Origin of the sequence: Pseudodesulfovibrio mercurii (assembly GCF_000189295.2) — a bacterium.
Lineage (GTDB): Bacteria > Desulfobacterota > Desulfovibrionia > Desulfovibrionales > Desulfovibrionaceae > Pseudodesulfovibrio > Pseudodesulfovibrio mercurii.
Genome location: NC_016803.1, coordinates 620,761 through 633,793, shown reverse-complemented (window position 1 = coordinate 633,793; position 13,033 = coordinate 620,761). Strand labels below are relative to the sequence as shown.

Here is a 13,033-nt window from a genome sequence, read left to right as displayed (position 1 = left end):
GTCCGCGCCGCCGCACCGCCTTCGGGCGACCGTTTTTCCTCAAGGAGCCCCATTGCAGAACCTTCCCGGACCGCTCAAGGAAGTGGTCGATCAACTGTCGAGCCTGCCCGGCATCGGCCCCAAATCCGCCCTGCGCATCGCCCTGACCCTGCTCAAGATGCCCCGCGAGCGGGCCGCCGGGGTGGGGCAGTCCATCTTGGATCTGCGCGAGCGGCTCTGCCTGTGCGAGGACTGCGCCTGCCTGGCCGAGTCCAGCCCCTGCGCCATCTGCGCCGACGCGACGCGCGACACCGGCCAGCTCTGTCTGGTGCCCGAATGGGACGCCCTCCTGGCCCTGGAGGAGATGGGCGTCTACCGGGGAAAATATCTGGTGCTCGGCGGGCTGTTGTCCCCCCTGGACGGCGTGGACCCCGGCCAGCTCGAGATCGAGCGGCTGCGGCGCAGGCTGGCCTCGGGCGATTTCTCCGAGCTGATCCTGGCCTTGGGCGCCACCCTGGACGCCGAGTCCACGGCCTCCTACGTCAAGAACCTGGTGGAGTCCGAGTTCCCCGGGGTCTCCGTGACCCGCCTGGCCCAGGGCATCCCCATGGGGGCCGAGGTCAAGTACATGGACAAGGAGACCCTCAAGCAGTCGCTGGTCCACCGCCAGAAGATGTGACCGGGAACCCCATGAGCGACGAGCAGCAGACCAGTCTGAACGACGCCGAAGTCGTCAGCGTCATCTATCACAACAAGGAAAACGGCTACGCCATCGTCCGCGTCCGGACCAAGGACGAACCGGGCCAGATCACCATCGTCGGCATCCTCGGCGAGCTGGCCGGGGGCGCGAGCCTGAACCTGCGCGGCCGGTGGATCACCCACCCCAAGTTCGGCCGCCAGTTCGAGGTGGCTTCCTTCGAGGAGGCCCGGCCCGCCACCGAGAACGGGGTCATGCGCTTCCTGCAGTCGTCCATCAAGGGGGTGGGGGAGAAGACCGCCGCCCTGATCGTCGAGGAATTCGGCGTGGGCGTCCTGGACGTCCTGGACGAGGATCCGGAACAGCTCCTGCGCATCAAGGGCATCTCCAAGAACAAGCTCAAGGACATCATCGAGTCCTGGGGCCGCCAGCGGGAGATCAAGAACCTGCTGGTCTTCCTCCAGTCCCACAAGGTGCCGACCACCTTCGCGGGCAAGATATTCCATCTCTACGGGGCCCAGGCCGAGGCCAAGCTGCGCGAGAACCCCTACGACCTGGCCTACGAGATTCGGGGCGTGGGCTTCAAGACCGCCGACCACATGGCCATGAAGCTCGGCTTCGCCCCGGACAGTGCCCAGCGGTTCGAGGCGGCCATCGCCTACACCCTGCTGACCTCCTGCGAGCGCAACGGCCACCTGTTCCTGCCCAAGCCCAAACTCCTGGAGGACGTGGCCCGCATGCTCGACACCACGGACTTCGACAAGCTGGAGCTGGCCCTGTACGCCCTGGAGGAGAAGAAGCGCATCCGCATCGAGAACCTGTCCGAGCAGGGCATCTCCGAGGCGGTCTACCTCATGTATTTCTTCCACTACGAGAACGAGACCACCCAGCGGCTGTACCAGCTCATCAGCCACCCCACGCCCATCTCGCGCAAGAAGATCGACAAGACCCTGCCCCTGGTGGAGGACAAGCTCGGCTTCACCCTGTCCGAGGAGCAGCGCGAGGCGGTCTTCGAGGCGTGCTCCAACAAGGTCTTCATCATCACCGGCGGGCCCGGCACCGGCAAGACGACCATCACCAAGGCGATCCTGCTGACCCTCAAGGAGCTCGGGCTCAAGGTCAAGCAGGCCGCGCCCACGGGCAGGGCGGCCAAGCGCATGGCCGAGGCCACCGGCCACCCGGCCAAGACCGTGCACCGCATGCTCCAGTTCCAGCCCGACGGCGGGTTCCACTACTGCGAGGACCAGAAGCTCAAGGCCGACGTGCTCGTGGTGGACGAGGCCTCCATGGTGGACGCCCAGCTCTTCGTCTCCATCCTGCGGGCCCTGCCGCACACCTGCCGCCTGATCCTGGTGGGCGACGTGAACCAGCTGCCCAGCGTGGGGCCGGGCAACGTCCTGGGCGACCTCATCGAGTCCCGCCGCGTGCCCTGCGCCGTGCTGACGCACATCTTCCGCCAGGCCCAGGAGAGCTTCATCGTGGTCAACGCCCACCTGATCAACGAGGGCAAGTTTCCGCGCCAGCACCCGTGCCCGCCGCCCGAGGCGGACTTCTACTGGATTCCCCAGGAGGACCCGGCCAAGGTCCAGCGGCTCATCCTCGACTCGGTCTGCGAACGCATCCCCGAGCGCTACGGCCTGGACCCGTTGCGCGACATTCAGGTGCTCACCCCCATGCACAAGGGCGAGGTCGGCACCCAGGCCCTGAACGCGGCCCTCCAGGCGCGCCTCAACCCGCCGGGTCCGGGCGTGCGCGAGCTCAAGCGCAAGTTCGCCACCTTCCGGGAAGGGGACCGGGTCATCCAGCTCAAGAACAACTACGACAAAGAAGTGTTCAACGGCGACCTGGGCTGGATATCCGAGGTCGATCCCGAGGAGCAGGAGCTGATGGTCGAGTTCGACGGCAACCTGGTGCACTTCGAGGCCTCGGAGCTGGACGAACTGGGCCTGGCCTACGCGGTCTCCGTGCACAAGTCCCAGGGCAGCGAGTACCCGGCCGTGGTCATGCCCATCGTCACCCAGCATTTCCTGCTGTTGCAGCGCAACCTGCTCTACACCGGCCTGACCCGCGCCCGCGAACTGGCCGTGCTCATCGGCTCGGATCGGGCCTTCCGCATCGGCCTGGCCAACGCCACCTCGGGCAACCGCAACACGCACCTCGCCTACCGGCTGCGGGCCATCTTCGACCAGAATCGCCTCTACTAGCCGCGCGGGGCCGGGCGACGCCGTTCCGTCGCAGACCGTGGCGACTTGCAAAAACAGCGAAAAAATGGTCTAGCATGCTCTGGCCTTTTTGCTTGTGATGCTTATTATCACCCACTGGGACGAGGGGCGATGGCGCGCCCCGCCCGCACCTACAAAAACAATACAGTCAAGGAGACTTCAGTCATGCTCAGCGAAAAATTGGAAGATGCGCTCAACGATCAGATGAACTGGGAAATCTATTCCGCCAACCTCTATCTTTCCATGGCCTCCCATTTCACCCATGTGGGACTGTCCGGGTTCGCCGCCTGGATGAACGCCCAGTACCAGGAAGAGATGTTCCACGCCATGCGCTTCTTCAACTACATCAACAACGCGGGCGGCCACGCCAAGCTCGGCACCATCGAGGCCCCGCAGCATGACTGGGAGTCCCCCCTGGCCGCTTTCGAGGACGCCCTGGAACACGAGAAGGGCGTGACCGCGCGCATCAACAAGATCGCCGACCTGGCCGTGCAGGAGCGCAACCACGCCGTGGGCATCTTCCTGCAGTGGTTCATCTCCGAGCAGGTCGAGGAAGAGGAGAGCGTCGGCGATGCCGTGGGCAAGCTCAAGCTCGTCGGCGACGGCGGCGGGCTGTTCATGCTCGACCGCGACCTCGGCACCAGGGTCTTCACCCCGCCGACCAACGCCTAACCGACCACACCGACCGGCCGGGAGAATGCAAGCCGTTCTCCCGGCCTTTTTGTTACCGCAACCCGGAGCAGGCATGCAGGGAAAAAGCATCAACATCGTCATCGGCGGCGCCGCGGGCCAGGGGCTCGTGACCATCGGCCAGTTGCTCTCCAGGGCCGTCACCAGGGCCGGATACCACCTCGTGGTCACCCAGCGCTACATGTCCAGGGTGCGCGGCGGGCACAATTCCTACGCCGTCCGCATCAGCGGGGAGGAACTGCTCGGCGGGACCGAGGCCATCGACATCCTGGCCGCCCTCGACGCCCAGACCCTGGACAAGCACCTCGGCGCCCTGAACCGGGGCGGTCTGGTCGTGGCCGGGGCCGACCTCGACACCACGGGCCTGAACGCACTGCGCATCCCCTACGCCGACCTCGCGCCCAAGCCGCTGTTCCACAACACGGCCATGCTCGGCGTGCTCGGCCGGGCCGTGAACCTGGACCTCGCCATCCTTGAGGAGCTGCTGTCCCAGACCTTCGCCAGGAAGGGCGGCGAGGTGGTCGAGGCCAACCTTGAGGTCCTGCGCAGGGCTTACGCCTGGGTCGCGGAGCAGGACCACGATTTCACCTGCGCCGTGACCCCGGCCGGTACCCGTGGCCGGATGATGCTCAACGGCAACGAGGCCATCGGCCTGGGCGCCCTGGCCGCGGGCTGCAATTTCGTGTCCTTCTATCCCATGACCCCGTCCACGGGCGTGGCCATGACCCTCATCGCCAAGGGCGCGCCGCTGGGGCTGCAATACGAGCAGGTCGAGGACGAGATCGCGGCCATGAACATGGCGCTCGGCGCGTCCTACGCCGGTGCCCGCGCCCTGGTGACCACCTCGGGCGGCGGCTTCGCCCTCATGGAGGAGGCCGTCAGCCTGGCCGGCGTGTCCGAGACCCCCATCGTCTGTGTGGTGGTCCAGCGGCCCGGCCCGGCCACGGGGTTGCCCACCCGCACCGAACAGGCGGACCTCAACCTGGTGCTCCACGCCGGGCACGGCGAGTTCCCCAGGGCCATCTTCGCCCCGGCCACGCCCGAGGACTGCTTCTACCTGACCCACCGGGCCTTTGACCTGGCCGAGACCTACCAGACCCCGATCTTCATCCTGTCCGAGCAGTACCTGGCCGACTCCTTCCGCGACGTGGAGCCCTTCGACCTGGACGACCTGCCCGAAGTGGCCGGGCCGCTCCTCGCCTGGCAGGGCGGCGAGTACAAGCGCTACGCCCTGACCGACGACGGCATCTCGCCGCGCCTGATCCCCGGCGTGACCGAGGCCCTGGTCCGGGCCGATTCCCACGAGCACGAGGAAAACTCCCACATCACCGAGGACAAGGCCATCCGCGTGGCCATGAACTCCAAGCGGCTGCGCAAGGAGTCCGGCCTGTTCGAGGAGGTCATCGGCCCCGACTACTACGGCGAGGAGGGGGCCGACGTGGTTTTGGTCTGCTGGGGGCCCACCCTGGGCGCCTGCATCGAGGCCTGCGAGCGCATCGACTCGAACAAGACCTTCGGCGTGCTGCACTTCAAGCAGGTCTACCCCCTGCGCGAGGAACAGTTCATGGACTTCCTGGAAAGCGCGGGCACGGTCATCGCCGTGGAGGGCAACGCCACGGCCCAGTTCGCCGGGCTCCTCGCCCGGGAAACCGGCTTCGCCGTCAAGGACCGCATCCTGCGTTTCGACGGCCGGGCCATGACCTGGGAATACGTGCTCAAGGGCCTTTCCGACATCCTCTAGACCAGGGAGCGACATATGGTTTCCATCGAAGAATACGGCGAATTCGAGACCGCGTGGTGCCCCGGCTGCGGCAACTTCTCCATCCTCAAGTGCCTCAAGCAGGCCCTGGCCGAACAGGACCTCGCGCCCCGCGACATCGTCATCTCCTCGGGCATCGGCCAGGCGGCCAAGCTGCCGCACTACCTGCGCTGCAACATGTTCAACGGCCTGCACGGCCGGTCCCTGCCCGTGGCCCAAGGCATCAAGATGGCCAATCCGGGCCTGCGCGTGCTCGTCTCCTCGGGCGACGGGTGCAGCTACGGCGAGGGCGGCAACCACTTTCTGGCCGCCGTCAGGCGCAACATGGACCTGACCGTCCTCGTCCACGACAACCAGATCTACGGCCTGACCAAGGGCCAGGCCAGCCCGACCTCGGCGCGCGGCCACGTGACCAAGGCCCAGCCCGAAGGCAACCGGTCCGACGGCTTCAACCCCGTGGCCACGGCCGTGGCCATGAAGGCGAGCTTCGTGGCCAGGGCCTTCTCCGGCGAGCCCGAACACCTGGTGGCGGTCATCAAGGAGGCCATGGCCCACAGGGGGTTCTCCCTGGTGGACATCCTCCAGCCCTGCGTCTCCTTCAACAAGGTCAACACCTACGCCTGGTACAAGGAGCGGACCTACATCCTCGAAGACCACGACCCCACGGACTGGGCGTCGGCCATGGCCCTGAGCGAGGAGTTCGGCGAGCGCATCCCCCTGGGCGTCCTGTACCGCGCGGACAAGCCGGTCTTCGCCCACGGCGACCGGCTGGCCGACCACGCCTATGACAAAAACGACTTGAAAGCGGTGTTGCAGTCGTATACCTAGGGCCACTGCTGCACGACATTCACTTTCAACGAGGTTCTCCATACATGAGCAACGAAGCGGAAAAGATCATCTACTCCATGTACAAGGTGACCAAGCGTCACGGACAGAAGGAGGTGCTCAAGAACGTCTCCCTGTCCTACTTCTACGGCGCCAAGATCGGCGTGCTCGGCCTGAACGGCTCGGGCAAGTCGTCCCTGCTCAAGATCCTGGCCGGAGTGGACGACCGCTTCGAGGGCGAAATCCAGGTCAAGGACGGCTACACCATCGGCTACCTAGAGCAGGAGCCGCTGGTGGACGAGACCCGCACCGTGCGCGAGGTGGTCGAGGAGGGCGTGGCCGAGGTCATGGACGTGGTCCGCGAGTACAACGCCATCAACGAGAAGTTCGCCGAGCCCATGGAGCCCGAGGAGATGGACGCCCTGATCGAACGCCAGGGCAAGGTCCAGGAGCTCATGGACGCCAAGGGCGCCTGGGACATCGACTCCAAGCTCGACATGGCCATGGACTCCCTGCGCTGCCCGCCCGCCGACACCCCGGTGTCGGTCATCTCCGGCGGCGAGCGCCGCCGCGTGGCCCTGTGCCGCCTGCTGCTCCAGGCCCCGGACATCCTGCTCCTGGACGAGCCCACCAACCACCTGGACGCGGACTCCGTGGCCTGGCTGGAACGGTATCTCTCCTCCTTCCCGGGCACGGTCATCGCCGTGACCCACGACCGCTACTTCCTGGACAACGTGGCCGGCTGGATCCTCGAACTCGACCGGGGCCGGGGTATCCCCTGGAAGGGCAACTACTCCTCCTGGCTCGAACAGAAGCAGAACCGCCTGGCCCAGGAGGGCAAGCAGGAGGCCGACCGCCAGAAGACCCTGGAACGCGAACTGGAGTGGATCCGCATGTCGCCCAAGGGCCGCCGCGCCAAGTCCAAAGCGCGCATCAACGCCTACGAGTCCATGCTCTCCCACGAGGCCGAACGGCTGGCCGACGACCTCCAGATCTACATTCCGCCGGGACCGCACCTCGGCAAGCAGGTCATCGTGGCCGAGCACGTGACCAAATCCATGGGCGACAAGCTGCTCATGGATGACGTCAACTTCATCCTGCCGCCCAACGCCATCGTCGGCATCATCGGCCCCAACGGCGCGGGCAAGTCCACCCTGTGCAAGATGATCGTGGGCCAGGAAAAGCCCGATTCCGGTACCCTGACCCTCGGGGCCACGGTCAAGCTCGCCTACGCCGACCAGAACCGCGATTCCCTGATCCCCGGCAAAACCGTGTACGAGATAATCAGCGGCGGGGCGGAGTTCATCAAGCTTGGCGACCGCGAGGTCAATGCCCGCGCCTACTGCTCCCGCTTCAACTTCGCCGGGGCCGACCAGCAGAAAAAAGTGGACGTCCTGTCCGGCGGCGAACGCAACCGCGTGCACATGGCCCAGATGCTCAAGTCCGGGGCCAACGTCCTGCTCCTCGACGAACCGACCAACGACCTCGACGTCAACACCATGCGCGCCCTGGAAGACGGTCTGGAAAACTTCGCGGGCTGCGTCCTGGTCATCAGCCACGACCGCTGGTTCCTCGACCGCATCGCCACCCACATCATCGCCTTCGAGGGCGACTCCAAAGTGGTCATGCTCGAAGGCAACTACTCCGACTACGACGCGGACCGCAAAAAACGCCTCGGCACCGACGCCGACCAGCCCCACCGCCTGAAATTCCGCAGACTGACGCGATAAGCTGCATCAACGAAAAAGGGCCGGTTGCACCGGCCCTTTTTTGTTGTGGATGCCTCCGGCGGCCGGGGGAAGGGAGAGGGAAACCCTTTGAAAAGGGCTTTCCCTCTCCCCTTCCCCCGGACCTCCATCCCCTCTCCCCTCCTAAACTTTTTGGCGCCGCTTCGCGGGGAGGGGAGCGGGGGGATGGTTTGAAAGGGAAATTCCGTCTGGAGCGAGAGTAAGGGGCATAAAAAGAAGAAATTACGTCCTCGCAGGCCGCGAAGCGGAACCAAAAAGTTCTGGAGATTCTTAAGAACCTCTTTCAAGAGGTTCTTAAGCGGGTCCTGGGCAGCGCCCTGGCCGCCGGAGGCATCATCCGTCCACGATCGCGCAGCGGCCTTTAAGTCTCACTTTAACAAAACATCATTTGCAGACGGCAGCCGATTCGACCTTGCCCACGGCGGGGCGGCGGTCGATGGCCACGGAGTTGCCGGGGATGGACTTGGCGTATTTCTTGATGTGCGCGGCGCGTTCGCCGATCTCCATGAGGGAGCAGGGGCCGTCGATCTCGATGACGCCGAGGGAGATGGTCACCAGGGGGTATTTGCGTTCCTTGTCGTCGCGACCCTTGGCCTGTATCCAGCCGCGTTGCTGGTCTTCGAGGCAGTAGCAGTTCCTGACCAAGCGTCCGAAACAGCGGGTGATGGAGGCGCACAGTCTGCGCACGGCGTCGGGCGGGGTGATGAGCACGAAGTCGTCGCCGCCGATGTGGCACAGGCGGGCGTCGCTGGGGGCGTGCTTGCGCGTGGCCCATGACATGATGTCCGCGGCCAGCTTGATGATCCGGTCGCCGTTCTTGAAGCCGTAGGTGTCGTTGTAGACCTTGAAGTGGTCCAGGTCCCCGTAGATGATGGAGAAGGGGCGTTTCTGCTTGATGCGCGACTCCACCTCCTGTTCGATGGCCACGTTGCCGGGCAGGCCGGTCAGGGGGTTGGTGCCCTTGGCCATCTCCACCTGTATCTTGGCCAGCACGTTAAGCAGGTCCTGGACCGTGACCACGCCGTAGAGCAGTCCTTTTTTGGTCACGATGATGTCGTCGTAGGCCTTGATGTGTTCGCGCTTCATGGCCGTGCGCGCGGCCTGTTCCACGGGCATGTCCACGTCCACGATGAGCGGGCTTTTGTCCATGATCGCGTCGATGGACCGCTTGTGGTACAGGGCGATGCCGAACTGGGAGGAGAGCTGGCGGTTGAGGTGGTACTCCATGACCAGCCCCTTGGGCACGTTGTCGCGCACGACCACGATGTTGGTGAAAGTGTCGTTCCTGCGGAAGAACTCGTGGGCCGTGGAGACCAGGCAGTCCATCTCCACGGCGTGGGGGGCCTTGGCCAGGTCGCCCACGGGCGGGGAGCAGATGATGTTGTTGGCGATGTCGCCCACGGTCTTGAGGTGGCGGCATTCCTCGTTGACGTCCGGCTTGGGCGCGGCGGGCCGGGCCAGGAAATAGCCCTGGCCGCAGTGCACGCCGATGTCCTTGAGGCAGACCGCCTGGTCGCGGGTCTCAATGCCCTCGCCGATGATCCGCGAGCCGATCTTGTCCGCGAAGGTGGCCGTGGTCTCGACCAGGGCGCGCTTGACCGGGTCCTTGTGGATGTCGTCGATGAGCGACTTGTCGAGCTTGATGTAGTCGGGCTGGAGCTCGGCGATGAGGGTCAGGCCCGCGTAGCCCGCGCCCGCGTCGTCCACGGCGATCTGGAACCCCTGGCTGCGGTAGTGGGCCAGGGTGCGGTAGAACAGGTCGAAGTCCTGGACCGAATGCTGCTCGGTGATCTCGAAGACCACGTTGTCCGGGGTCAGGCCGTACTTGTCCATGAGTTCCAGGGTCTGGCCGGGGGAGAAGGCCGGGTCCGCCATGGTCTTGGGGTGGATGTTCAGGAAGAGTTTCTGGCCGTCGCGCAGCTCGCCCACGTTGCGGATGGCCGCCTCGCGGCAGAGTTTTTCCAGGGCGAACAGGCGGCCCAGTCCCTCGGCGGTCTGGAAGAGCATGACCGGTGAGCGGAAGGCCGAGCCCTCGGGCCCGCGCGCCAGTGCCTCCCAGCCCAGGATGGTGTCCGTGCGGAAGTCGAGGATGGGCTGATAGTGGGCCGAGACCCACCCCTGGACCAGGATGGTGTTGAACCGCCCGGTGATGGACAGCTCGTTCATGTCCAGGGGGCGGCTCTCCATGCGCCGGGCCGTTTGCAGGGCCCGGTCCAGGGCCTCCGCCCGGCGGTTTTCGTCGTCCGGGCAGGTCATGGGCGCGAAGCCCATGCCCAGGTCGATGCCGAGCCCGGTGTGGCGGAGCATGGTCGGCTCCAGGTCCTTCTGGGCCTGGGTCTTGTATTCGTAGGCGATGTCCGCCGGGTTGTTGTCCTGGGGCACGAGGAAGGCGGCCTTGCCCGGCTCGGGCCGGGAGACGCGGACGTGGCGCGCGTTGTTCCCGGCGGCGGTGGCGGCCAGGGAGTCGCGCAGCTCCTTTTCGAGCAGGTCCACGAAGCTCTGGCCGTACATTTCCCGGAGCTTGACGTAGTCCCGGATGGTGATCAGGACGAGGGTCCGGGGCAACATGCTCCCGGCCGACAGGCCGGTCAGCATATCCGCTGGAAGTACCGTGTGCATCGTCATTCCCCTGTGGTCGAGTCGGGCGGATCGTGTGTTGACGAAATTGCATGGCTCAAGAGGTCTCGCCATTTCGCCGGGGTACCGGCGATGCGGGCACCGCCGGGTGACCTGCGCATCGAATCTGTTACATGCGTCGCGGCTTCGGTTGTTACCGATCGGTGTCAGGATGCGTAAAATTCGGTTGCGGACAAAAAAAGGCAGCCTGTGGGGGCTGCCTTCGTTTGTCGAATCAGAGGCGGGGGTTAGCGGTAGTAGAGGTTCCGTCCGCCGATGGTCAGGAAGGCCTGGTGCAGGTTCTTGCGGATATCCTTGCGGCTCCACACGCCCTGGATGTGGCCCCTGGACAGGGCCTTGTAGCAGTTGTGGTAGTTGGGCGGGATCTCCATGCCTGTGGTCTCCTTGATGACGCCGGGGCCGGCGAAGCCGATGCGCGACGAGCGCACTGCGTACTGGTAGGGCGAACAGCCCAGGAAGGAGGCCACGGGCCCGGCGTAGGAGTTGGTGTCGTAGAGCACGATGTACAGGCCGCCTTCCTCGATGTAGCGGCGCACGGCCATGGTCACCCTGGGCATCTGGATCAGGCCGTTGACGCCCTCCTGGATGCGGATGCCCGCCGTGCCGTGGATGTAGGCCAGGAAGGGCTGGTGCTTGGTCTGGGCCAGTTCCAGGGCGCGGATGAACTTCTCGCCCTCGGCCGCGCCCACGGAGCCGCCCCGGAAGTTGGCCACCAGGGTGGCGCAGGTCACGCGCAGCCCCTCCAGGGTGGCGTTGAAGGTCAGGCAGCTGGACTCAAGGCCGGTCTTCTTCTTGGCGGCCTCAATGCGGGCGTCGAAGTTGGGGAACTTGGTCGGGTTGCCCGAGGCGATGTCCCGGTTGAACTCGCGCACCGAGCCCCGGTCGAAGACGTTGTGGAGGTACCACTGGTACTCCATGGGGAAGTTGTAGCCGCAGTTGGGGCAGACGCCCGCGTAGTCGGTGAACAGGTCGCGCGCCCAGATGTCCAGGCAGCCGCGCTTCTTGGAGTGCGGGCAGGTGATCTCGCGGTCCACCAGGGCCTGGGGGGAGACGTAGTCGCTGTCGTTGACCAGGGCGGGCGTTTCAGGCTCGGACTGGGACAGACCGGTCAGCTCCATCTCCTTCTGCCTGTCCATGCCCGAGGTGACGCCGACCTTGCGCAGCAGCCCCCGGAACATGGCGTAGAACCTGGCCGTGATCACGTGGACCTCGTCCAGGAACTCCTCCGCGATGCGCTCCACGCGCTGCTTGAACGGCTTGATCAGCCCGTACAGGATCAGGCTGGTCGTGTTGGAGACGATGCCGGAGCTGGTGGCGCTCATCTTTTCCAGCAGGGAGCGGTTGTCCTGGTAGGCCTGCTGGGCCATGCGCCGGTATTTGCGGAACCGTTTGGCCACCAGCCGCTCGCGGGCCTTCTCGTTCAGGGACCAGCGGACGATGACGTCGGTGTTCTTCTTGAAGTGGCGCAGGGCCACGGCGCGGAACAGGTGCACGCCCCGCACGCTGAGGGCCACCTCGTCCGTGGCCCGGATGACCTGCTCGCGGACCTGCTTGAAGAAGTCGAAGTGATCGGCCCGGGCGCCCAGCGGAGGCTCCTGGATGATGCCGTCGATGTAGCCGCCCGCCAGGTTGTCCTGGGCGGTGATCCGCTGGGCCAGGGCGCAGGACTCGATGAGTTCGGCCGGGGCGCGTTCGGAGCCCCGGATGTGGCCCTCGATGGCCGCCGCGCCCTCGGGCGAGATGACCGAGTAGTAGCCGTGGGAGAGCATGAGGCGTTTGTCGGCCATGCCGATGGCCTCGGCGCCGCCCGATCCGCCCTCGGAGAAGATGGCCACGATGGGCACGTCCAGTCCGGCCATTTCGTAAATGTTTTCCGCGATCTGCTGGGCAGCGCCCGGAAAGTCCTCAATGGGGTAGGAGCCCGGCGTGTTCACGTAGGCGTGGATGGGGATCTGCTCCCGCGCCGCGACCTTCATGTACTTGAGCGCCTTGGAGTTGCCCCACGGCTTGATGGAGCCGCCGTTGCGGAACTCCTCGCCGTGGCCCTTTTCCTGGCCCACGACCATGACCGGCTGGTTGATGATCTTTTTGCCCCGGCGCCGGGTGATGTAGGCGCGGGCGATGAGCATGCCGGGGTCGATGGAGTGCTCGTCCTGGCCGCCCATCTCGGTGTAGTTGTCGTAGACGTTCTCGAGGATGTCCTTGAGGCTGGCCCGTTGGGGGTGGCGGACGATGCGCACCTTGTCCATGGCGGTCAGCTGGGCGTCGATGGCCGTCTCCATGGTGGACAGCCGTTTGTCCAGGGACTCAACGGCCCGGATGGTCTGCTCCTCGGTCAGGTCCGCGTTCTTCGCCTGGAACCCGCTGATCTCCGTGGCGAACGCGTCGAGCTCGGGGCGGGACTTGTTGCCCAGGATGTCGCGGGCGTAGTTGACCCGGCCCAGGAGGGACTGCAGTGTTTTTTCTATATTCATAG

At 65.5% G+C, this 13,033-nt stretch carries 8 protein-coding genes; 6 read left to right on the top strand and 2 right to left on the bottom strand.

All coding sequences use genetic code 11. From position 1 onward, the window contains the following. The first annotated feature begins 52 nt into the window (after positions 1–52). From recR to ettA, 6 genes are all read left to right on the top strand, one after another. Complete coding sequence (gene recR, locus DND132_RS02945; RefSeq protein ID WP_014321221.1) at positions 53–658, top strand: recombination mediator RecR; 606 nt, start codon at positions 53–55, stop codon at positions 656–658. 11 nt (positions 659–669) lie between these two features. After that, positions 670–2,880 carry an SF1B family DNA helicase RecD2 gene (gene recD2, locus DND132_RS02940; protein WP_014321220.1) on the top strand — a complete coding sequence of 737 codons (2,211 nt, stop codon included), beginning with the start codon at positions 670–672 and terminating at the stop codon, positions 2,878–2,880. 183 nt (positions 2,881–3,063) lie between these two features. Next, entirely contained in the window at positions 3,064–3,570 is a 507-nt protein-coding gene (locus DND132_RS02935) for a ferritin (RefSeq protein ID WP_014321219.1), read from the top strand. A gap of 73 nt (positions 3,571–3,643) precedes the next feature. Next, a complete protein-coding gene (locus tag DND132_RS02930; protein ID WP_014321218.1) occupies positions 3,644–5,329 on the top strand; it encodes a 2-oxoacid:acceptor oxidoreductase subunit alpha in 1,686 nt (561 codons plus the stop codon). Positions 5,330–5,344: 15 nt separating this feature from the next. Then, positions 5,345–6,175: a 2-oxoacid:ferredoxin oxidoreductase subunit beta gene (locus DND132_RS02925; protein ID WP_014321217.1), complete on the top strand. Its 831-nt coding sequence runs from the start codon at positions 5,345–5,347 to the stop codon at positions 6,173–6,175. 44 nt (positions 6,176–6,219) lie between these two features. Then, a complete protein-coding gene (ettA, locus tag DND132_RS02920) occupies positions 6,220–7,902 on the top strand; it encodes an energy-dependent translational throttle protein EttA (RefSeq protein ID WP_014321216.1) in 1,683 nt (560 codons plus the stop codon). A gap of 402 nt (positions 7,903–8,304) precedes the next feature. On the opposite strand, the gene DND132_RS02915 is transcribed toward ettA, so the two are convergent. Further along, a complete protein-coding gene (locus DND132_RS02915) occupies positions 8,305–10,539 on the bottom strand; it encodes a GGDEF domain-containing protein (RefSeq protein WP_014321215.1) in 2,235 nt (744 codons plus the stop codon). 245 nt (positions 10,540–10,784) lie between these two features. Further along, on the bottom strand, positions 10,785–13,031 hold the full coding sequence (locus DND132_RS02910; protein ID WP_014321214.1) for a carboxyl transferase domain-containing protein: 2,247 nt from the start codon (positions 13,029–13,031) through the stop codon (positions 10,785–10,787). Positions 13,032–13,033: the final 2 nt, after the last annotated feature.

Excerpts from the sequence above, each read along its gene's own strand:
- recD2 (WP_014321220.1), top strand. The coding sequence starts at position 670 with ATGAGCGACGAGCAGCAGACCAGTCTGAACGACGCCGAAGTCGTCAGC.
- DND132_RS02925 (WP_014321217.1), top strand. The coding sequence starts at position 5,345 with ATGGTTTCCATCGAAGAATACGGCGAATTCGAGACCGCGTGGTGCCCC.
- DND132_RS02915 (WP_014321215.1), bottom strand. The coding sequence starts at position 10,539 with ATGCACACGGTACTTCCAGCGGATATGCTGACCGGCCTGTCGGCCGGG.
- DND132_RS02935 (WP_014321219.1), top strand. The coding sequence starts at position 3,064 with ATGCTCAGCGAAAAATTGGAAGATGCGCTCAACGATCAGATGAACTGG.
- DND132_RS02930 (WP_014321218.1), top strand. The coding sequence starts at position 3,644 with ATGCAGGGAAAAAGCATCAACATCGTCATCGGCGGCGCCGCGGGCCAG.
- DND132_RS02910 (WP_014321214.1), bottom strand. The coding sequence starts at position 13,031 with ATGAATATAGAAAAAACACTGCAGTCCCTCCTGGGCCGGGTCAACTAC.
- ettA (WP_014321216.1), top strand. The coding sequence starts at position 6,220 with ATGAGCAACGAAGCGGAAAAGATCATCTACTCCATGTACAAGGTGACC.